The organism is Thalassotalea euphylliae (assembly GCF_042682785.1).
In the GTDB taxonomy this organism is placed as follows: Bacteria; Pseudomonadota; Gammaproteobacteria; order Enterobacterales; family Alteromonadaceae; genus Thalassotalea_F; species Thalassotalea_F euphylliae.
Genome location: NZ_JBHUIB010000012.1, coordinates 485,475 through 505,581 on the forward strand (window position 1 = coordinate 485,475; position 20,107 = coordinate 505,581).

The 20,107-nt window shown below is 42.1% G+C and carries 23 protein-coding genes; 9 read left to right on the forward strand and 14 right to left on the reverse strand.

The window, feature by feature from the left end; all coding sequences use genetic code 11:
- The first annotated feature begins 109 nt into the window (after positions 1-109).
- Together ACFSJY_RS16620 and ACFSJY_RS16625 are read left to right on the forward strand one after the other, a co-directional pair.
- The gene (locus tag ACFSJY_RS16620; protein WP_386036851.1) at positions 110-514 is read left to right on the forward strand and encodes a hypothetical protein; all 405 of its coding nucleotides are present in this window, start codon (positions 110-112) and stop codon (positions 512-514) included.
- 184 nt (positions 515-698) lie between these two features.
- Positions 699-1,493, forward strand: a complete 795-nt coding sequence (locus ACFSJY_RS16625) for a leishmanolysin-related zinc metalloendopeptidase (RefSeq protein ID WP_386036854.1) — start codon at positions 699-701, stop codon at positions 1,491-1,493.
- Between the two features lie 55 nt (positions 1,494-1,548).
- Here the strand turns inward: ACFSJY_RS16625 and ACFSJY_RS16630 are convergent, their stop codons facing one another.
- Complete coding sequence (locus ACFSJY_RS16630) at positions 1,549-2,928, reverse strand: sugar porter family MFS transporter (RefSeq protein WP_386038427.1); 1,380 nt, start codon at positions 2,926-2,928, stop codon at positions 1,549-1,551.
- A 395-nt stretch (positions 2,929-3,323) separates the two neighbouring features.
- Here ACFSJY_RS16630 and ACFSJY_RS16635 point away from each other — a divergent pair, with 395 nt between their 5' ends.
- Positions 3,324-4,286, forward strand: a complete 963-nt coding sequence (locus tag ACFSJY_RS16635) for an aldose epimerase family protein (protein ID WP_386036857.1) — start codon at positions 3,324-3,326, stop codon at positions 4,284-4,286.
- 31 nt (positions 4,287-4,317) lie between these two features.
- Here the strand turns inward: ACFSJY_RS16635 and ACFSJY_RS16640 are convergent, their stop codons facing one another.
- From ACFSJY_RS16640 to ACFSJY_RS16690, 11 genes are all read right to left on the reverse strand, one after another.
- A complete protein-coding gene (locus ACFSJY_RS16640; protein ID WP_386036860.1) occupies positions 4,318-5,019 on the reverse strand; it encodes a DNA alkylation repair protein in 702 nt (233 codons plus the stop codon).
- Positions 5,006-5,395 (reverse strand): VOC family protein, encoded by a 390-nt coding sequence (locus tag ACFSJY_RS16645; RefSeq protein ID WP_386036863.1) that lies wholly within the window; start codon positions 5,393-5,395, stop codon positions 5,006-5,008. Before ACFSJY_RS16645 ends, ACFSJY_RS16640 begins: the two co-directional genes overlap by 14 nt.
- A gap of 61 nt (positions 5,396-5,456) precedes the next feature.
- Complete coding sequence (locus ACFSJY_RS16650) at positions 5,457-5,684, reverse strand: hypothetical protein (RefSeq protein ID WP_386036865.1); 228 nt, start codon at positions 5,682-5,684, stop codon at positions 5,457-5,459.
- A 207-nt stretch (positions 5,685-5,891) separates the two neighbouring features.
- The gene (locus tag ACFSJY_RS16655) at positions 5,892-6,278 is read right to left on the reverse strand and encodes a hypothetical protein (RefSeq protein ID WP_386036868.1); all 387 of its coding nucleotides are present in this window, start codon (positions 6,276-6,278) and stop codon (positions 5,892-5,894) included.
- A 36-nt stretch (positions 6,279-6,314) separates the two neighbouring features.
- The gene (locus ACFSJY_RS16660; RefSeq protein WP_386036870.1) at positions 6,315-6,533 is read right to left on the reverse strand and encodes a hypothetical protein; all 219 of its coding nucleotides are present in this window, start codon (positions 6,531-6,533) and stop codon (positions 6,315-6,317) included.
- A 324-nt stretch (positions 6,534-6,857) separates the two neighbouring features.
- Positions 6,858-7,259: a MerC domain-containing protein gene (locus ACFSJY_RS16665; RefSeq protein ID WP_386036873.1), complete on the reverse strand. Its 402-nt coding sequence runs from the start codon at positions 7,257-7,259 to the stop codon at positions 6,858-6,860.
- A 53-nt stretch (positions 7,260-7,312) separates the two neighbouring features.
- Entirely contained in the window at positions 7,313-8,443 is a 1,131-nt protein-coding gene (locus ACFSJY_RS16670; RefSeq protein WP_386036876.1) for an acyltransferase family protein, read from the reverse strand.
- Positions 8,444-8,492: 49 nt separating this feature from the next.
- Entirely contained in the window at positions 8,493-8,807 is a 315-nt protein-coding gene (locus tag ACFSJY_RS16675) for a hypothetical protein (RefSeq protein WP_386036878.1), read from the reverse strand.
- 132 nt (positions 8,808-8,939) lie between these two features.
- Positions 8,940-9,305 carry a hypothetical protein gene (locus ACFSJY_RS16680; protein ID WP_386036880.1) on the reverse strand — a complete coding sequence of 122 codons (366 nt, stop codon included), beginning with the start codon at positions 9,303-9,305 and terminating at the stop codon, positions 8,940-8,942.
- A 5-nt stretch (positions 9,306-9,310) separates the two neighbouring features.
- A complete protein-coding gene (locus tag ACFSJY_RS16685) occupies positions 9,311-10,918 on the reverse strand; it encodes an L-lactate permease (protein ID WP_386036883.1) in 1,608 nt (535 codons plus the stop codon).
- Positions 10,919-11,085: 167 nt separating this feature from the next.
- Complete coding sequence (locus ACFSJY_RS16690; protein WP_386036886.1) at positions 11,086-11,499, reverse strand: GNAT family N-acetyltransferase; 414 nt, start codon at positions 11,497-11,499, stop codon at positions 11,086-11,088.
- A gap of 155 nt (positions 11,500-11,654) precedes the next feature.
- On the opposite strand from ACFSJY_RS16690, the gene ACFSJY_RS16695 reads away from it, so the two are divergent.
- The gene (locus ACFSJY_RS16695) at positions 11,655-12,605 is read left to right on the forward strand and encodes a Gfo/Idh/MocA family protein (protein WP_386036889.1); all 951 of its coding nucleotides are present in this window, start codon (positions 11,655-11,657) and stop codon (positions 12,603-12,605) included.
- A gap of 81 nt (positions 12,606-12,686) precedes the next feature.
- Here the strand turns inward: ACFSJY_RS16695 and ACFSJY_RS16700 are convergent, their stop codons facing one another.
- Together ACFSJY_RS16700 and ACFSJY_RS16705 are read right to left on the reverse strand one after the other, a co-directional pair.
- On the reverse strand, positions 12,687-14,198 hold the full coding sequence (locus ACFSJY_RS16700; RefSeq protein ID WP_386036891.1) for a carotenoid oxygenase family protein: 1,512 nt from the start codon (positions 14,196-14,198) through the stop codon (positions 12,687-12,689).
- Between the two features lie 14 nt (positions 14,199-14,212).
- Positions 14,213-14,662: a DUF2141 domain-containing protein gene (locus ACFSJY_RS16705; RefSeq protein WP_386036893.1), complete on the reverse strand. Its 450-nt coding sequence runs from the start codon at positions 14,660-14,662 to the stop codon at positions 14,213-14,215.
- 101 nt (positions 14,663-14,763) lie between these two features.
- Between ACFSJY_RS16705 and ACFSJY_RS16710 the strand changes: the two genes are divergently transcribed.
- From ACFSJY_RS16710 to ACFSJY_RS16730, 5 genes are all read left to right on the forward strand, one after another.
- Positions 14,764-15,651, forward strand: a complete 888-nt coding sequence (locus tag ACFSJY_RS16710) for a LytTR family DNA-binding domain-containing protein (RefSeq protein ID WP_386036896.1) — start codon at positions 14,764-14,766, stop codon at positions 15,649-15,651.
- A gap of 125 nt (positions 15,652-15,776) precedes the next feature.
- Positions 15,777-17,924, forward strand: coding sequence for a marine proteobacterial sortase target protein (locus ACFSJY_RS16715; RefSeq protein ID WP_386036898.1), 2,148 nt, complete (start codon positions 15,777-15,779; stop codon positions 17,922-17,924).
- Positions 17,908-18,504: a class GN sortase gene (locus tag ACFSJY_RS16720; RefSeq protein WP_386036901.1), complete on the forward strand. Its 597-nt coding sequence runs from the start codon at positions 17,908-17,910 to the stop codon at positions 18,502-18,504. The genes ACFSJY_RS16715 and ACFSJY_RS16720 overlap by 17 nt, the downstream gene beginning before the upstream one ends.
- 108 nt (positions 18,505-18,612) lie before the next feature.
- A complete protein-coding gene (yghU, locus tag ACFSJY_RS16725) occupies positions 18,613-19,488 on the forward strand; it encodes a glutathione-dependent disulfide-bond oxidoreductase (protein WP_386036904.1) in 876 nt (291 codons plus the stop codon).
- Between the two features lie 108 nt (positions 19,489-19,596).
- Positions 19,597-20,094: a DUF1993 family protein gene (locus ACFSJY_RS16730; RefSeq protein WP_386036906.1), complete on the forward strand. Its 498-nt coding sequence runs from the start codon at positions 19,597-19,599 to the stop codon at positions 20,092-20,094.
- Positions 20,095-20,107 lie beyond the last annotated feature (13 nt).

Sequence of the window (20,107 nt, forward strand, 5' to 3'; positions counted from 1 at the left end):
TGGGAGTAATGTAATTTAGTTTTCAAACGTAATAAGTTTGCTAATTATTTACGCAATATTTCATAAGCTTACTACACTTATTTTTAGGTAAGAAAAATAAGGAAAGGGTATGAAAAAACTAGGAATTATTGCGTTTAGTGTAATGTTGGCAGCATGTGCCAGTGCACCGAGCTGGAAAGGCATGTCTGAGTCAGAAATTGCCGCCTGGAAGGATATGGGCGTGACGGTCGAACAAGTGGGGGCATATGTTAAAGCTGGCTTATCGCACCCACAGGTTCAGGAATGGCTTACCAATGGCTTTACTGAGCAAAAATCTATTTTGGCATGGTCGGGTGCTAATTTTAAGCCAGAGCAAGCCGCAAGTTGGCGTGATGTTAACTTCAACTTGGAAGATGCAATGGCTTGGGCGGCTGAGAAGTTCACACCAGCCGACGCTAAGGCGTGGCGCGATGGTGGCTTTGAATTGGAAGACGCTCTTGATAATAGGGAAAAAGGGTTACAGCCTGTTAAATAGCAGCAGAATATGACAAATGTTATTGTCAAATCAAAGCGTTTTAGTGTCGATTGTATTTACAATGATCATTAGTTGAGTCATTTCAATTTATCTAACTTGTTGTAAATGTTTGTTTAAACTTCTCGGTACTAAACTTGCTTTAATTTTTACATAAATTTAACAGTAGTACATTGACGGAGTAAGTATGAAATTAATACGGAAAATTGCAGCAGTAGCGGCTATTTCGCTTGCAACCTCTTCTACAGCGTTTGCTGGTATGTTTAACATATCAATCGTTAATGGGGCTGGCTTAACGGCTAGTCAAGTCGCCATTTTCGATTCAGCTATTGCTACTTGGGAAAGTTTTCTTATCGGCACGCAAGACGATATCGACGTTAACTTGGTTATTGATGCGTCAGCACCCAATATTGATGGCCCTGGCGGTATTTTAGGTCAAGCAGGTCCAACGAATGGTGTACTTGGCACTAATTATCTTTATGCCACTGATGGTATTATGGAATTTGATTCTGCCGATGCACAGGCGTTAGAAAATATTGGCGCATTTGATGATGTTATTCTTCATGAAATGGCCCATGTTATAGGCTTTGGTACGCTTTGGACCATCGGTGAATTTTTCCCAGGATATCAAGATGTGTATAACAATGGTTCTGGCCAGTATACCGGCCAATACGGTCTGGAAATGTATCGTGAAGAATTTGACCCTTTTGCGAATTTTGTTCCCGTTGAGCTAGATGGAGGGCCAGGTACTGCTAATGGCCACTGGGATGAAGATTGGCTAGGCGGTGCAGGAGACTTAATGACTGGCTTTTTGGATATTCCAAATTACATCACTAACACGACACTAGCGTCTTTTGCAGATATTGGTTTTGTGGTTAGGTTACCAGACGGGCGTATCATTGGAGGCGTCGAAATACCTTCTCCCCCAACGGTTGTTTTACTGTTAACAAGTTTGTTGTTCTTCACAAGAAAACGTTCCTAACATCATGTTGAGAAAAAGGCACCTCTAGGGTGCCTTTTTATTATTTTACTGTTATTTACCCTTCCATTTGTTCTAATTCTTTGCCTTTGGTTTCGTATACCGCTTTGGCGACAAACGCTACAGATATAAAAGCGCATAAGGTATAGAAGCCGTAGGCTGCAGCCAAGCCTGCGCTAGCCAACATCATTGGGAAGGTCATGGTAATGGCAAAGTTAGATAGCCATTGTGCGAGCCCTGCAATGGCTAACCCAGACCCTCTAAGCTGATTAGGGAACATCTCTCCTAGCATGACCCACATCACAGGGCCCCATGACATGTTAAAGAAGAACACATAAACGTTTGCTGCAATCAATGCAAATGTTCCCATGCTTCCGAGTGTAAGGGTGCCGTCAGTATCTGTGCCAGCATTTGCAAAAGCGCTTACTAACCCTAATAGCGATAGCGCCATGCCAATCGAACCAATCATTAAAAATGGTTTTCGACCTATTTTATCTATGAAATACATAGTAATAGCGCAAGCAGCTATACTTACTGCGCCACTTATAATATTAATCAACAGCGCATCTGCTTCTGAGAAGCCAACCGCTTGCCAGAGTACTGCACCGTAATAGAAAACGACATTGATACCTACGAGTTGTTGAAAGGTTGCGAGGCCTATACCAACCCAGACAATAGGTCTAACTTTACCTGATTCACTCTCTAGCAGATCGCTTAATTTAGGTTGGTGATGATCTTTAGCAAGTGACGAATCTATTGCCTGAAATCGTCTTGAAGCATCTTCTTTGCCGTACAATCTAGCCAACACATTCGTTGCCTTTTCTTGTTGTTGTGATATCACCAGATAACGAGGACTTTCAGGAATAAAAAATAATAAAATAAAGAATAAGGTCGCCGGAATGAGTTCCATCCAGAACATCCATCGCCATGCTTCGAATCCTAACCAAAATTCTGCGGTAGACGCTCCTGCGACACTAGCTATCCAATAATTGCTGACAAATGCGATGAAGAGCCCAGATATGATCGCTATTTGCTGAATGGTGGTCAGTGTGCCGCGCAGTCGAGCAGGCGCTATTTCACTGATGTAGGCAGGGGCTAAAACTGATGCTGCACCCACTGCGATACCGCCAATGATGCGAAACATGACGAAGCTAGTCGACGTACTTGCAATGCCAGATCCCCATGCACTGATAATGAAAAATACTGCGGTAACGATCAGCAGTGATTTTCGTCCATACTTATCAGCTAAACGTCCAGCAAAAAAAGCTCCGACGGCGCAACCCAATAACATACTGGCAACATTGAAACCTGTACCAATATCATCAGAATTAAATGCTGTAACCAGGCCATCTACTGTGCCATTAATAACTCCGCTGTCAAAGCCAAACAAAAAGCCGCCAATGGTGGCAACACAACTGATGAGCACGATAAACAACATGTTTTCCTGCACTGCTGAATTTGAATCTGGATGAGTCAAACCTTCCCCCGAAAATAGTTATTATTATTGCTTATTAATATATAGACGTAGCGTTCGCAAAAAACCGCTATATTTCTTTACCTTACCGCTAATATTAGGTGCACTGCCAAATTGAATACGTATGTATATTCTTTCACTTACGTTTCAACCAGACCTTCTTTTGAACTTAGTGCAAAGCGTAAAGGAAGGAAAGTGTCAATGACGAAATAAAGCAGTATATGCGGACGTAGCTAGCCATTAAATAAGCTTGACTTTGATAGCATTGAGCGAGAGTCTAATGCAAAAGTGATGAAGTATTGTATATTTACTTCTGCGATAAGTGGTTTATAAACCACAGGAATTTGTTGGAATTTAGTATGGATTTACGATCCTTTGTACTTTGTAACGCCTCTGGTGACGAAGTTTGTATCTCTAATTATGGTGCTAGGTTACTCCAGTGGCATACTGAACTGGATAACGAAACACGCAATATCATTTTAGGTTATTCCAATCTAAGCGATTATCAGAATGACCCATTCTATCATGGCGCTATTGTTGGACCTTATGCTAATCGTATTGGTGATGCTGCTTTTACTATCGATGATCAAAAGTTTTCGTTGCAAGCCAATGAGGGAAAGCATCACTTACATGGCGGTGCGGACAGTGTCAGTGATATGTATTGGGAAATCGTTGCTCAAGAAGAGCAAGTACTTACGTTAAAGTGTGAATTGCCAGACGGCTTTAATGGCTATCCAGGTAATATGCATTTTTGGGTGACATATCATTTGAACAACGACAGCTCACTTGATATCGACATTAAAGTGACAACAGACAAACCAACGGTAATTGGCCCAACAACCCACCCGTATTTTAATCTCGCTGGTATAGATAATTCAGCTGTAGGTCATATGTTGCAAGTATTCGCCGATAACTATACCGAAGTTGATACAGCAAATATTCCTACCGGTGAAGTCATACCGGTTGAGGGTTCAAAAATGGACTTTCGCCAGCCAATGACATTATCAGGAGAGGTCGGCAGTACAGACTTAGATCATAACTTTGTTGTGCGTCAGAAAAATGGTGATGCGCAGGCGATATTAATAAGTCCTGATAAAAAGCTGCAACTCCATGTATCCAGCGGTTACCCAGGGCTCCAAATTTATACAGGTAAATTTTTGTCGGGTAAGTTTGAAAGCTCAAGTGGTATTTGTATGGAGCCACAGTTTTATCCAAATAGTCCAAATGTTGATAGCTTTCCCTTCTACTTAACCACTCCTGAAGAGCCTTTTAGTATGCGAATAAGCTATAAGCTGTTGAAAAAATTACAATTAGAAAACTAGTGTTAAGGATCGCTGCCTTCGAGGTTAACGATTATCTTCGAAGGAAGTGTTGCCGTTGCTGTGCTGTCAACTTCTCGATGGCATAGCGCAACATTGTTCTGGGCATTATCGTATAGTGCTTATCCAAATAGTCGAGTAATGTTTCTTGGTTTCTATTACCGACCTCTCTTAACATCCAGCCAGTGGCTTTGTGTATTAAATCTTCCTTATCCTTCAGAAGTTCAGTCGATATTGCCAAGGTATCACTAAAGTCATTTAATTTGATAAAGTGCAACGTTGAGATGATTGCTATTCGCCGGTACCAAAGGTTGTCGTGCTTTGCCCATTGATAAAGTAGTGTTCTGTCTTTATCTGCTAGGTATTCGCCAACGATAACGTGACAAGAACTGTCAACCAAGTCCCAGTTATTAATGTAACCTAAATGCGTTAAGTAAATTTCATAGATCTGCTCTCGCTCCAGACTTCTTTTGGGTTTGAATCGAGCAACAAGTAGTAACAAGGCGAACAACCGAATTTCATGAATATCATGTTTTAAAAGCTGTGAGACTTGGTCAAGCGGCAGGGTTTTGTATAGCTTTATCTGTTTTCTAATAACCGGAACACGAATACCGATAAAGCGATCTCCTTCGCCATATTCTCCCTTACCTGTTTTAAAGAAACGCATTGAATGCTTGGCGATATCAGAATCGCCCAGCGCCTCTAAGCTTGAAATAACGTCATCAGCTGTCATCATGGTTAATGGTTACTCGCCATGGTGGGTTTACTCTATTGTCACCTGCATAATACAGCTTTAGCTTATTGCCGCTTGGGTCATGAACAATGGCCTCTCGCCAAAGGTAGCTCTCGTCCTTTGGCATTTGTGTGATTTCAATTCCTCTCGCTATTAAAGTATTCACCCAATCATCGAGATGCTCTGTTTCAAAATACACAACTACACCATGTTCGTTGGCATCATCTGTTAACGACAAAGAAAAGGTGCTATCACCTTCTGGGCAGTGAAACCGTGCGTAATGGGAAGTATCTACAATTTGCGTAAAGCCCAGCGTTAAATAAAAGGTGCAAGCGGCACTCATATCATTAACGGGCAAGGTGACTTGATTTAAATTCATAAGCTATATGTATAGGCTACGGAAGCCCACACACTAACTTACTTATTGGGAAATATCGATACTATTTACTGTAGAGTCGTTTACCGTAGAGCCGTCGAATTGCAGTGACTATTCCACCTGCGATTGCGCCGACAGCCAAGCCGAGGGCAATGCCCATGGAGAGGTTATTGATACTTGAGCCAAAGGTAACACCTATAGCGATACCGCCCGCAATGAACATGCTATGAGTAATAAAATTCTCAGGGTTTTCTACTTTGTACTTAGCGCGCTCTAATTTTGCCTTATTCATCTTTCAATCCTTTACGTTTCAAGAAAAGAATGAGTGACAACAAGATTAACTCAGGCTTATTGTAGCTAAATTAGCCTAACTTACCAGTACTTGTGATATACGCGTTTTAGAGTCTTCACTATAGAGACGTTTGACTAGGCAGTAATATGCATTACTGTGAACGGTAAACAATGGATGTATTTTTTAATGGGATATTTACTGTATGAGTTAGATGACGGTTGTTATCCACCAAACTTGCTTTACAAATGCCGCGGATAGCACCAGACCTATGCTCAGAAATATCCCACCTAGCACACGATTAAGAAAAGTCGTTTCATACAAAAAAATAACAAACGCTGCGCCACAGTTAGACAATATCCCCATCACGACAATACCCGTCGGGAATATACCTTGTTCGGCTGATATGATCCCAGAACCATAACCAAGTAATAACGATGTTATAGCAATGCCATAAAGCCTGAATATGAGAGGGTTATTGGTTTCAAAACCGCTAAGTTTCTCAAGTTTATGGTGTGGAACAAACAAGAAGGGGATGGACACAGCAATGATGGTGACCACGATTTTTATGATGATGAGCAGTGTCAGAGCAGTCAATTGATTTCCTTATTCTTATTATTCCGTTAAGACTGTTTACTCACGTATACTTTCTTCGACATCGATGTCGTCACGATTCGCTAAAATAGCGATAAAAATTAACCCAACAGGCGGTATCATCGAGAGAGCGGTACCAACCACCATTGTCAATAATGGGTTTTCAGACTTTTTACGTCCAAGATAATAGCTAAAGGCGCCCATAAACAACATAAATAACAACAACGTTGGGCCGTATAAACTCGCGTTAAAGTTCATGGGGAAATCCCTCTGGTGTTCATTTTTCAATGTGTATTGAGAATGACTATACAATTCCACTATGACCTAACTGAACTATTGATGCAACTAGAATTGTTTAAAAAACACTCTTGAAACAAGGTGTTAAATCATTTGCTGATGGACAAGTATCAGATTTTATAAAGTATTGAAGGAAATAATAATAAAGACAAGTTTGCACGCTAGAGTAATGAACAAACTTTAAGGAACAGAAAAGTATTCTAGGACTACTTATGGAGGGAGTGAACACATTGACTAGTTTTGCTATTTTAAATCAATGTGTTCAAGCTTTAGCTTTATTGTTGTTTAGCTAGTAGATGTTTGACAGGTCTTTTTTACACAGCATAGCTTGTAGTTATTTACGTGGCTGTATGAGACAAACAATGCACCGATAATAGTTGCAATCTTTTCACCAGTTTCACCCAAAATATCGTGGCCTATTGTTGCTGCAAGTAACAAAATAACAAAACCGATGATGCTATGCGTGATAACTCGCCATTGCTTGTGCTTTTTGAAGCCTAAACTCAACGCTATAATGCTAACAGGTAATACTGCTGCCAGAAGCATTAAATGAAATTCTTCACCCATGATTGGCAAAGACGCTAGCGCAGGAACAACAAGTGCAAACGGCACTAACAAACAATGAATAACACAAGCAAAAGACAGACAAATAGCCGATTTATCCATCAGCCCCTGAATTCTTTCCATAATTACAAATAATTCTTACTTCGAAATTGGAGTGTAACAATATCACAAAATGGTTATGTGAAACTAGGTTTAGCGTCCACTGTTTTTTGTGTTTTTAACCCAAACATGACTCGTATCACCCAATTACCCTTGCCAATCGCAAGACAAAGCGCCATACATACGAACATTGAAGCTATCGTTAAACACATCGCTTTGAGGAAAATAGAGCTTTGCCACTTTACGATGTAAAAGGCAAAGGCAACAATAACGGTTTGATGGACAATGTAGAAAGGGTAAATTAGCTCGTTAGTTTTCCTTAACCATTTGGGGGAATGCGATAAATACGCTTGTCCGTAGCCCAACATCACGAGCAGCGCGCTCCATGAAACTAAACAGCCGACAGCAACCCATATTTGTCGTCTAATCGGTAGTGATAGGTAAGGACTGTAATCAGGAATATAAAATCCATAAAAAATAACGGTTGCGACCAATAACCAATATAAATTTGTTCTTCGATGCATTGCTAAAGCAAGCCAAGCAGCTTTGTTTCGGATAAGCCACATACCTGCAAGAAAGAAAAAAAGAAAGTAACTGACTTGTGAAATGTTACCGAGACTATTGTCGTAAGAGGCGTTAATCCACTTGGTCACGCATCGAACAATAACCAGTAGAACCACCAATAAAAACAAACCGTGTTTATAGCTGCTCAGCCGAGTCAGTGATGATTGTAACTGACTACACAATTTACTACTGAACAATGTGTTTATCACTGGTGCTAGTAGCATGAATACCAGTAAAAACTCGATAAACCAAAGATGGTTAGGACTAAAGGCCAATAGTCGCTGAGAGTAGGCATCAATAAGCGATGTATATTGCGCAATGTGCTCAAAATAATGTTGCGGTGGCACGATGATCATCATTGCGACAACAAAAGGAATGAAAAGCCGTTTTAATTTCGCGGATAAAAAACCTTTCCATGATTGCTTTCGAAGTAACAAAGCACTGCCGACACCAGCAATGAAAAACAAAGTTTGTAAGCGAACCTGCTCGAAGTAAACCATGATGTCATCGAGCAACTTACTCGACTCTGCATTCATGATATGCCAGCCATCTCCATTAAAGGGCATAAAACAATGATGAAGAAAAACAGCGAAAATTAAAACAACTCTTAGCCAGTCTAATTCAACATATCTTGTTTCTATCATCTTTCATCCTTGAACTATGTATCATTATCCTTGCCACAATCGAGCGTGATTAAATACCTTGTTCTATTTTCAAATAACGACTTCGACCAATCGTGACATAGTAGAGTGGTAAAAAAAGAGATTTAAAGAAGTGGTCAGCGAATGAATTTCGAATGGTGATCTGATTAAACAATAAGTCGTCGGGGTTAAGCTTTGCGCTGGTTCGCCAATTTAATCGAGCTTGTAGGGTTTGCGTTTTCTCTGGAATGTGGATTAGCTGTTTTTCCCCACTTTTAATAACAGCCACTTTTTGACCGTCAGCAAAGAGCGTGTACTCTTTGGCAACGTCATAAGACTGTTTAGGGCGAAAAACTTCAATGTACATGGTCTTCCTAACAACTCACATTATCTGCGAATTGACGACTTTTTAATAACTTACGATTAAATCTGTAAACCATCAATATATCTATAAAAAGGCTGAATTGTAAACGTTGAACTTTATTTTAGTGTCCGAATATTACGGAATATAAAAACACGCTACTTTATTATCGGGTAACACGACTATTTGTTGAGTAATAGCAAATTCACTGTTTGTCACATAGCCGCAGTTGCCTATCAAGGTTTCGCCATTGCTCAACGATATGATATACCGGTAACTTCCGTCAGCCTGATTGCTTGAGCGTAAAATCGTTATAGATTCACCGGCACCGATACGATCAAAAGATAAAGTATTACTGGGCAAATAGACTTTAGCGCTCTCTATGACACTTGTCCCTTGGTTTTTTAAGGTGACTTTGGGTGATAACCACTCGGTGGTGCGATAGAAACCAAAAATAAGGGCGGTAAGTGAAATGATGAGTAATGCGACAAAAGATGGTTTCATGTAACTCAACTTAACAGCAGTAAACTAACTAACGCGGCACTTATGCAGTAGTAGAGCATAGCTGGTAGCGTTAGGCGAATGATTTGCCCTTCTTTACCCACTAAACCGACAACCGATGCGGCAGCTACGACGTTAACGACACAAATCATGTTACCAGCATTCGCGCCAATCATTTGTAATGCAAGAATAGATTGTGCATCAAGTCCTGCTTGTGTTGCTGTATTCCACTGAAACTGCGCGAACATCATATTAGAAAACGTTGCTGACCCTGCAATGAAAGAGCCTAGCGCGCCAACAAAAGGGGCTACAAATATCCAAGCGTTGGCTAAATGGGTGGCGGCAAGTTCAGCCAGTGCGACAGGCATTGCTGGCAAGCCACTTGTATTAACATCAGAGTTGAGAAAAATTCGCACCATGGGTACCGATGCTGCCAAAGCAATAACCGTTGGCAACAATGAGGCGGCTGAGCTCTTCCAAACGGTGATGGCTTTATTTTTAGGGATACGGTGAAGAAATACAGTGATGAGGGCAACGAGCAAAAACAGAGTACCAGGAATATACAAGGGCTGTAGGTTGGCAGATAGATCTGAAGCTAGAATATCTTGCCAAATAAAATTGACAGAGAGCAAAGCGTTTTTCAGCGGTAAATAGTCGAGTCGTGTTAGCACTAATAGTAAGGCAACCAAAACATACGGGAGCCAAGCAGAATAAAGATTCAGCAAGCGAGTGCTAGCATCCGCCGGTTGGTGAAAAGCTGGGGTATCTGCCTCCTGAAAATCCCACCGTTGTTTTGGGGTTAACCACTTTTTCTGCGCGGCAACAATGCAAATAGCCAATCCAATGAGGCCGCCAAAAATAGACGGAAACTCAGGCCCAAGTAGTACAGCTACGGCGTACGCTGGTAAGGTAAAAGAAAAGCCAGCAAGCAGCGCAAAGGGCCAAATAGCAAGCCCTGCTTTTATCGACCGTTGAGCTCCAATACCAAATTGTGAAGTCATGATACAAACAATAACCAAGGGCAAAAAGCTAGCAGCGATGAGGTCAATAGTTACAGCTTTTACAGCGATTGCTTGAATACCTGACTCTGTTATCGAGTTGAGCCCTTGGCCTAAACCCACGACAACAGGCGTACCTACAGCGCCAAATGAAACGGCGGCACTATCTGCAATGAGTGCCACAACTACCGCGGCGAGTGGCGGAAAACCTAGCGCGACAAGCAAGGGGGCACATATGGCAGCAGGCGTACCGAACCCAGACGCCCCCTCCAGAAAAGAGCCAAACAACCACGCAACAATAATGGCTTGAATGCGTCGGTCGTCATTAATATTGGTGAAACCAGCGCGAATAACGCTAATGGCACCTGATGCCTTCAAAGTATTGAGCAATGTGATAGCGCCAAAGACAATGATCAGTATGCCTGTAGCTATCACTAGTCCCTGCAATACCGATGCAGCGATATGGCTGAATGATATTTTCCAGATAAAAGCGCTCGATATCACTGTTAACAGCAGTGATAAAGGCATGGCTTTAGTTGCTGGCAGACGCATAATCACCAAGAAAAGCATAATGGCTAATACTGGTGTTAATGAGGTGAACAGCTCAGCTATGTTCATTCTATGCATCCAATCATGTGAATTGCTGGTGTGGTCAATGTATATCAGTTAAATGACAGCTTTTATTAATGTACACAAACAAAAAATATTCACTTACATTAGTCAGATATACAAAGTTTGTTAATACCGCACTATATTGAGAATGACGATGTATATATCAGCGCCAGTTACAGCTCTTTGACCATAAAATATTTGCAGCCTTTTTTTGGGTAACCTTCTTGCACCCATTGAGTCACATAGCCATATTTTTGATAGAAAGGCATCGCTTGAAAATTAAGTGTATCTAGCAGGCAGCGTTTACAGCCTCGCTCTCTTCCTGCTTGCTCAACTTTCTCTAGAATTTGAGAACCAATGTTTTGGCCTCTAAGTTCATCAGACACCCACAGGGTATCGAGCAGTAACCAGTCGCCGAAACTGCGCGCGGCGGCGCCAGCGATAACATCACCTTGGTCATTTTTTATTTGCACAGCAAGAGGCAAGCGCTCGCTCACTTCCCAGTGTTGCCAATTGTATTCTGCAATTTTCTTATCCAAAAAGTCGATTAATGACTGATCAGGATTTTCTAGTAATTCGATGTCCATATTATCTCCATGTAATAAGTGGTAGAAAGTTTCCCTTCTCTGATATCAATAGTAACCGCCAATAGCAGATTATTTGCCTTGTCGGTTTCATTAATTATCAATATCTTATATGTATGACAAACGATGAGTTATCAACTGGCGGCATGAAATAAATTATGTTGAATTGGGGAATAATTAGTGCTGGCCGTATTTGTCAGCAATTTGCTGCAGATATGGAATATGTAAGCAATGGCACAGTAAAAGCGGTGGCTGCGAGAAACCTTGATGATGCTAAGGCATTTGCAGATAAATATTCCATTGAGCGTGCATATGGCAGTTATCAGCAGCTTTTTAACGATTCAGGTATCGACATTGTCTATATCGGCACGCCTCATACGTTCCATTTCGAGCAAGCAAAAGCGGCAATGTTAGCTGGTAAGCATGTGGTCTGCGAGAAGCCTATTACCGTTGGCTCGTCAGAGATGAAAGCTTTGTCTTTACTTGCGAAAGAGCAGGGTGTTTATTTACTTGAAGCGATGTGGACGTATTTTCTTCCCGCTATTCAAAAAGCAAAGCAATGGATTGATGAGGGGCGAATAGGAGAGATTAAGCATATCAAAGCGGACTTTGGCTACCCCATGGCCTATGACCCCAATACACGTGTTTATAATAAAAGTTTAGCGGGTGGTTGTTTACTCGATATGGGGATATACCCCATCGCCTTTGCTAACTTGTTTCTCAAGGCGCCTATTCAATTTGAGTACGTGAATGCAGAACTTGCGCCTAATGGCGTTGATAATGATGTGTTAATGCTAGGCAAGAGTGATGATGTCAAAGCAACGTTAGCGACCTCATTTCAATGCAAGCTCAATAATTATGGCTATGTTATTGGCGATAAGGGTTATATCGCCATCCATGACTTTTGGCGCGCCAATAGCTGCTCGCTGTTCGAAGGTGAGCAAGAGATTGAACGCTTTGAAGATAACCGGCAATCAATAGGTCTTAACTTTGAAGCACAAGCAGCAGGTGAGGACATACTTGCAGGCAAACTGGAATCTCCAATTGTCTCACACCAACAAAGTTTGAACTTTCAACAGCAAATGGAGCAGGTCAAAGCCCTGTTTTGAGCGCTGGTTCTCGTGTGCTCTATGCCGCTGCCACATCAGGCCGAACATTATTTTATCCAGATGTGAGCAGCACCTGATGTATCAGGCAGATATAAAATTGCCATGAAAACCTAGTGGCAAATGATAAGGCAACCAAGCTCTGGCAATCGGGCCATCAGCAACATTCGTCATGTTGAAAATATTCAAGCACGTACGTTTTGTAGGTACATGCAGTGCAGTGCCAATCAAATAGCCTTTGCCTTCTTTTCCCGTTGGACAAATGGGAATATGTTCTTCAACGAGATAATCCGACCCATATTCAAATTGGCTGGTGGTATCACGCTGTAAATCTCTTGCCACGACGCTATCGCTCCAAAGGCTATGTTCTTTGCATGACAAATGAAACAAGAAACGATTCTGTATACCCGTCAAGTGATTGCACACACGCGGAAACTCACTAATTTCCGGGAAAGTGTGTTGTGAGACTTGACCGTTATTATGTAAGGTAAACCACGTTGTATAAGCGTTCGTTCGGTGTTTGACTTTCTTGCCTAACATCACATCAGACAGTTCGTGCAAAACACCAACATCGCTGTAAAGGCTCGCATCAAAGTGAATGTTTTTTTGCTTATCCTGCCACGCATTGCCGAAGTGAAAAACAAAGCCAGGTGGTAACTCATATTGCTTCGCAACTTCTAACGTATTTTTATCCAATACAAGCACTTGCATAGGCAGTTTGTTATCCATACCTATGCTATTGAACAGTCCTTGTTTGTGACGGTGACGAATGAGAGAAGGGAGCACAATAAGCACGTAATCTTTTGTGATTAAAAAGTCATGTAACATCCCACCTTTGTAGTTACTTGGCACGAGTCGCATGTTTTTCAATCGACCTTTTGGAGAAAGGTGGTAAACAATAATATGACCGCTCGAATTTGCACCGAAGTTCCAAATATCGCCATTAGGATCAATTTTGGGGTGTGCTGAAAAAGGAAGATTTTTTAACTGATTGCCAAAGGATGTGCCTTCACCTAAATTGACTTGGCGTTTATACGCTAATGATTCAGCATCTATTTCTGTCGCTGAACCACCTTCCCATAACGCCCATAAATCACCATTAACAGGAATAATATTAGTATTCGCTACATTGACTTGGTCGGCATTAGAAACCCCTAAGCTACCCTTAATTCTTGTATCGGGTCCTGAAAATAAAAAACGACCTGCTTTTTCTTCTTGCACAAATTTGGGGGTTTGTAAGAACTTCCCTTGATGCACAATGTTGCCGTCCGCAATCTGAAATTGCTGCACCATGCCGTCACCTTCAAACAGATGACGATAACGCTGATCGCCTCGCTCATGTTTTGCAGGGCCATTTCTGACGAACATACCTTTTAAGTCGGTCGGTATCTTGCCTTCTATGGCGAGTTTCTTAGGAGCAAAATCACCCTCGACATTAGCAAAACCAATATATGCTGGGTCCTTTGCGAGCGCTTGGTTGAATAGCGTTTTGACATTAACGGCAGTGGAATTACCTAATTGTGCGAGCGCAGACATAGGTAAGGCACTTGTTATTCCCATAGCAGCTAGGCTTTTTACAAAATCACGACGTTGCATAACAATAACTCCGCTTAGTAAATAACGTTTGTTTGATTGGTGACTGACGTTTGGCTTTCATCTAACGTAAACTTTATTTGCTCATAGATTACTGGACCAAAATTTGGACGGGCATTATTGGAAAAACCGTATCCTTCGGTCGGCAAACCGAACAGGTTGGTCTCCAGTTCGCCGTTGTCGTTTTGATCATGAAAGAAGCGAATAGCGTATTCACCAGCTTCCAAATTATTGAAACTGACTATTGCCTCACTTTCTTTTGGCGCCACAATTGTTGCTGCTTCTGGCTTATTGTTTTTATAACCGTCTTCACCTTTGAATAGTTGGATATAAATTTTTCCGTTAACACTGTTGTCTTGCGAAACTTGTATGCCTTGAATATGAAAATCTATCTGCTTGGCATTAGCGTGACCTGCAAAAGTGATAGCTGTTAATAGTGTGATAAGTGAAGGTTTTGTAATAGACATAGTGTCTCTCCTCAATGTTCGTTTAATTTGTTAATTGGCATGTTTGCCTTGTGTTGAACTCAAGATAGAATGTGCATCTGACGACAGACAACTAAGACTTCGTGAAGTTGTCACAAAACTTCGTAAATGAAACAAAAAAGGATGCGTGCCCATTGGCGAATCGTGAAATTGACAATAAAAAACAAACAATTAGCGAAATTCTGAAAGTCAAAGAACGGATTAAGAATGTCGTTTTAGTGACGATTGTTGGTGTTGTTTTAGGTTTTCTAGCGCCATTTGGGATGGACCAAATATCATCATTACTGTCGGTGAGTTATTGGGTGCTGACTTGCCTTGTTGGCTATGGAATTTATGCGCCAACAATCGCTATTATTGAATCAACACTTTCACCTTATGTTAAGCGGCAGTGGCACCGAGTAGCTATTGGTGCTTTTGTCGCGAGCGCTCTTATGAGTTTCGCAGTTCCTCTAATTACCTGGTTGTTTTTTCGGGTTGATATCCATTTGATGGCATCATTTGGTGAGGTGTTTCCCAAAACACTTTTGATTGGCGGCGTGATCACTATTATTACTATGGTGCGTGATCATATCGACCAGCAGTCCTTAGCATTGGAAGAGTCAAAGCAGGCGTTAGAAACGACACAGCAATCAACGCAACAACTTGTTGACCAAGCCTTCCAAGATTTTATGCACCAGCTCCCGTTGGATAAACGTGGTCAATTACTGTGTTTAGAGATGTCAGATCATTACCTGAAGGTTTATACCGACCAAGGGCATCATATGATTTTGATGCGCTTTAAAGACGCATTGTCTGCATTATCAAATTTTCCAGGATTACAAACACATCGTTCGTGGTGGGTTGCAAAAGACGCTATCGTAAAGGTCGAAAAAGATGGCCGTAAATTGCAATTAGTCTTATCAAATGCACTGGTTGTGCCGGTCTCTCGCACATATGCGGATAGGGTCAAAGAGGCAGGCTACAGCGCATAAACTGGGGACTTTGTCTGCGTGCCATTTTATTGCCACATTTGATCGCTACATTGCCTTAATCTTGCCCGTCACACTCCTTTTTCCTTTGCTGAAATAGTCTCATCGCAAGGAAACTGGAGCACAGCGTGAGCCTATTTAAAACCAAACCTGATTTATTTGTCCCACAATCGTCATATTACTACCGCCGAGATAAAAAACGGCGCTGGCGCAAAAGAGCCACGATTGCATTTATTGTCATACTTGTAGGTATTGCTGCGGCAGTCATTCCGATTGTCGCGCAGGCATCGACGAGTGTTGGTGTGAATGAAAGAAATAATCAGCGCTTGCCCGGTTCACTGGCAATTACAGACAACCCACTTATTGCATTACCCATGCTGCGTTTCAACCATCCAAATAAGGCGCTTCAATCAGTGTTACCACTGAGTACAGAAACTCGTGTGAGCATTCATGGTTTACTGGCGCATGTTGAAGTGAAGCAAGCATTTACTAATCCACACTTAACCGCGCTTGAAGGAACATATCAATTTCCTTTACCCGAAAATGCCGCTGTAAATTTTATGGAAGTCACCATAGGTGACAGAGTCATTAAAGGGCAAATTATGGAAGCTAAAGCAGCTGAACGTGCATACGTTCGAGCGAAAAAGCAGGGGAAGAAAGCCAGCATGGTGACGCAACATCGGCCAAATCTATTTTCGAATCGCATTGCGAACATCCCTGGGCAAGCAAAGGTCAATGTCACTATTCGATTTTTACTCGATGTGTCCTATCGTGATAATGAGTTTCAGTTGGTGTTACCGCAAGCCATCACCAAACGCTACCAGCCTAAGCAACCACAAGGCGAACGCTCGGCCATTAACGACTTACCAGAATTCATTCCTGACGATAACGCTGGTATTGCGCCACAAGTGAATGTTCATTTGCATGCAGGTATTCCAATTCAGCGGGTAGGTAGCCGCTCTCATCATATCGATGTAGCCAACAATGGTGGTGATAGCAAATACCTTATTGCTGTTAAGCAAAAAAAGAATAGAGAAAAAAGAGATGTGCATATTAGTTGGCAGCCGTTTGACTCCCATATGCCGCAAGTAAGTGCTGCGAGCGAGCATCTAGACAATGGTTATTTCACAACGTTAACTATTGTGCCGCCGAGAAGAGATGAAAATACTGTTTTTGCACGAGATATCAACTTCATTATTGATACGTCCGGCTCCATGCAAGGCGCATCTATCAAACAAGCAAAATCTAGTTTGTTAAATGCGCTTGCCGAGCTTACTGAACAAGACAGCTTTAACATTATTGCATTTGCAAGCGATACGCAGGTTCTGTTTCAAGCGTCGCAAGTGGTGAGTGCTTCAAGCCTAACAGAAGCTAGGGCTTTTATTCGGCAACTGCGAGCGGATGGTGGTACTGAAATGATAAAACCACTTAGCCAGGCTCTTGCTATGCCTGTAGCTGCAGAGCAAACCAGCGAACTATTGCGACAGATTGTATTTATCACGGATGGTGCCGTCGGCAATGAAACCCAGCTGATGCAACTTATTGAACAAAGTGATACGGGGCAGTGCATTTTCACTGTCGGCATTGGTGCAGCGCCCAATGGCTACTTTATGAAAAAGGCGGCGCAGTTTGGGCGAGGTCAGTATGTGTTTATTCGTCAGCAACAAGACATAAGCAAACAAGTCTCATCATTGATGCGAAAAATGGCTTCTCCAGCGGTCAAGAATTTACGTATTGTTCTGGATCAGAAAATCCATCAGCAAGCGGAGGTTTTTCCGGCAATATTACCTGATTTGTATCAAGGACAGGCGGTGGATGTAGCTATCAAATCAAATCTGCCTATTACAAGTATTCAGTTGATGGGAGATACAAAAAATGAGCCGTGGTATCAGCAAATGACTGTTGATAACACACAGCAAGCAAACGGTGTTTCAACTATTTGGGCGCGACGTAAAATAGCCAGTTTACTGGACAGCCTTATTGTCGGAGCACCGCGCGAGCAAGTAAAACAATCGGTTATCCGCACATCCATTGCCCATCAAATCTTATCGCCTTACACCCGTTTTTTAGCTATCGAGCAAACGCCAACTACGCTGCAGCAACAGCAAGCCAGTAAAGCGTCAGAAGTGAATGAGATGATGTTAGCGGCAATGCCTAAAACGGCATTGGGGTGGCAGCAACAGTTTTTGATTGGAATAGTGCTGTTCTGTTTGATGTTGGCTTGTTACCAGTGGGCAGCGAAAAAAGGTGATAGTCGACATGAGAATGTTGGATAAGTCCGTCATGAACCGTATCACTAACTTGGCCATGGTGAGTGGGATAATCGTAGCTGCTGTTATTTGCTTACAGGCACTGTATCTGCCCAGTAAAGCGTGGCTTTCGGCACAGCTCATTTTATCCAGCTGGCACCACCTTCGAGAAACAGGTGAATCCATTAAACCATGGCCTTGGGCCGATACTGAAGCCATTGCAAAGTTAACATTCGCCGACATTGATAAAGAAATCATTGTGCTCAATGGAGGCGATCCGACAACACTTGCGTTTTCGGTAGGTGCAATTGCGCCATTCAATCAAGTAATGAAAGAGCAGCCGTTTGTTGTGTCTGGCCACCGAGATAGTCACTTCAACTTTATTTCGCGTCTAGAGGTTGGCCAAGCGATAGGTGTTGAGAGTAATCACAACTATCAACGAGATTTTACGATTGTTGATACGAAAATCGTTTCTGCCGATGATGCGCTTGGTTTTATTGGTCATCAGCAGTTGCTAGTGTTGATTACTTGCTACCCTTTCGATGCTATCAGTCAAGATGCCGACCAACGTTACCTTGTTATCGCTGAACCTCAGGAATCAGCTTAACAGTGAATTTTGAACGAATTTATTAACTGGAGATGAAATTTTTTTGCCAAGTTCGTAATCTAGTTCCATATTTGTCACGTTAATTGAGCTATTTGCAGGAGTGATTACATGTCGGATTCAGGTTATCAGCCACCCAAAGTTTGGACTTGGGATAGTGAAAGCGGAGGAAAATTCGCGAACATCAATCGTCCTATTTCAGGTGCAACACATGAAAAAGAGCTACCCCGAGGCAAGCATCCACTGCAGCTGTATTCGCTAGCAACGCCCAATGGCGTCAAGGTTACCGTGATGCTAGAAGAACTGCTCGAAACGGGTGTTACAGACGCTGAATATGATGCTTACATGGTCAATATCATGGAAGGAGAGCAGTTCAGTTCTGGTTTCGTTGGTGTTAACCCAAACTCTAAAATTCCTGCGTTGCTAGACACTAGCGTTAACAATGGCACACCGATTTTTGAATCTGGCGCTATCTTGGTTTATCTGGCTGAAAAGTTTGGCAAATTTTTACCAACAGAACCAAGTGCGCGAGCGCAATGTATGTCTTGGTTGTTTTGGCAAATGGGCAGTGGCCCTTTCCTAGGCGGTGGATTTGGTCATTTTTATGCTTATGCACCAGAAAAATTTGAGTACCCAATAAATCGTTTTGCGATGGAAGTTAAGCGTCAACTCGACTTGTTAGATAAACATTTAGCTGAAAATGAGTTTATGTGTGGTGACGACTACACCATTGCAGACATGGCTATCTGGCCCTGGTACGGTGTTTTGGTGCAGGGTGGTTTATATGAAGCCGCAGAGTTCTTAGACGTCGCGTCGTATAAAAATGTTATTCGTTGGGCTGATCAAATCGCAGCAAGGCCTGCAGTAAAACGCGGAAAAATGGTTAACCGTGGTTGGGGTGAGCCGCATGAGCAATTGCACGAACGTCATGATGCAAGTGACTTTGAATTGCGCACACAGGATAAGATAGGCGAGCCAGAAGAATAACCCTATGTCGCGTCAATACCCTTGTTGATTGTAAAGCAGGCGTTTGCCTGCTTTTTTGCGTAAACATAGGGTAATGACTAATGGAAAATGTTGAACAAGGAGCCATGCATGAATGATATGTTAGCCCGTCACCTAAAACCTATGCTTATTCGCTATTTAAAGCAGTTGAATCATATGCTGGGACTTTGTGATGACAGCATTTTAGCTGCAAAACTTGCGGATGATATGCTGCCTTTTGGCGCCCATGCGGCGGTGGTGAACAACTTTGCCAAAAGAATGTATTACCCATTGGTGAATAGGCCTGTAGTACTCGTCGAGCAACAAAATACCATTGCTGAAACTCAGGCGATATTAGAGGTAACAATCAACGCACTTTTGGCCCTACCTAACGTGCACCAATTCGACGATTCTTTGTCGATTTCAGATAGGGCAGGATTTGAAGATATAGCGCTACCGCAAAGTGAGTATGTGATGAGTTTTGCCTTACCAAACTTTTACTTTCATTTGTCCATGGTATACGCGATAGGAAAAGTTCAAAGTGTACCGTTATCAAAAGGTGACTTCGATGGATACCATAGCTACCCCGCAAATTTTTCATTCAAATAAACGCTATTGGCTT

Bases quoted from the DNA above. Each gene is read 5' to 3' on its own strand.
- ACFSJY_RS16630 (WP_386038427.1), bottom strand. From the start codon at position 2,928: ATGTTGTTTATCGTGCTCATCAGTTGTGTTGCCACCATTGGCGGCTTT.
- ACFSJY_RS16625 (WP_386036854.1), top strand. From the start codon at position 699: ATGAAATTAATACGGAAAATTGCAGCAGTAGCGGCTATTTCGCTTGCA.
- ACFSJY_RS16660 (WP_386036870.1), bottom strand. From the start codon at position 6,533: ATGAACTTTAACGCGAGTTTATACGGCCCAACGTTGTTGTTATTTATG.
- ACFSJY_RS16650 (WP_386036865.1), bottom strand. From the start codon at position 5,684: ATGAATAAGGCAAAATTAGAGCGCGCTAAGTACAAAGTAGAAAACCCT.
- ACFSJY_RS16640 (WP_386036860.1), bottom strand. From the start codon at position 5,019: ATGATGACAGCTGATGACGTTATTTCAAGCTTAGAGGCGCTGGGCGAT.
- ACFSJY_RS16685 (WP_386036883.1), bottom strand. From the start codon at position 10,918: ATGAACATAGCTGAGCTGTTCACCTCATTAACACCAGTATTAGCCATT.
- ACFSJY_RS16675 (WP_386036878.1), bottom strand. From the start codon at position 8,807: ATGTACATTGAAGTTTTTCGCCCTAAACAGTCTTATGACGTTGCCAAA.
- ACFSJY_RS16705 (WP_386036893.1), bottom strand. From the start codon at position 14,662: ATGTCTATTACAAAACCTTCACTTATCACACTATTAACAGCTATCACT.
- ACFSJY_RS16620 (WP_386036851.1), top strand. From the start codon at position 110: ATGAAAAAACTAGGAATTATTGCGTTTAGTGTAATGTTGGCAGCATGT.
- ACFSJY_RS16730 (WP_386036906.1), top strand. From the start codon at position 19,597: ATGAATGATATGTTAGCCCGTCACCTAAAACCTATGCTTATTCGCTAT.
- ACFSJY_RS16720 (WP_386036901.1), top strand. From the start codon at position 17,908: ATGAGAATGTTGGATAAGTCCGTCATGAACCGTATCACTAACTTGGCC.
- ACFSJY_RS16670 (WP_386036876.1), bottom strand. From the start codon at position 8,443: ATGATAGAAACAAGATATGTTGAATTAGACTGGCTAAGAGTTGTTTTA.
- ACFSJY_RS16690 (WP_386036886.1), bottom strand. From the start codon at position 11,499: ATGGACATCGAATTACTAGAAAATCCTGATCAGTCATTAATCGACTTT.
- ACFSJY_RS16680 (WP_386036880.1), bottom strand. From the start codon at position 9,305: ATGAAACCATCTTTTGTCGCATTACTCATCATTTCACTTACCGCCCTT.
- ACFSJY_RS16665 (WP_386036873.1), bottom strand. From the start codon at position 7,259: ATGGAAAGAATTCAGGGGCTGATGGATAAATCGGCTATTTGTCTGTCT.
- ACFSJY_RS16645 (WP_386036863.1), bottom strand. From the start codon at position 5,395: ATGAATTTAAATCAAGTCACCTTGCCCGTTAATGATATGAGTGCCGCT.
- ACFSJY_RS16700 (WP_386036891.1), bottom strand. From the start codon at position 14,198: ATGCAACGTCGTGATTTTGTAAAAAGCCTAGCTGCTATGGGAATAACA.
- ACFSJY_RS16695 (WP_386036889.1), top strand. From the start codon at position 11,655: ATGTTGAATTGGGGAATAATTAGTGCTGGCCGTATTTGTCAGCAATTT.
- ACFSJY_RS16635 (WP_386036857.1), top strand. From the start codon at position 3,324: ATGGATTTACGATCCTTTGTACTTTGTAACGCCTCTGGTGACGAAGTT.
- yghU (WP_386036904.1), top strand. From the start codon at position 18,613: ATGTCGGATTCAGGTTATCAGCCACCCAAAGTTTGGACTTGGGATAGT.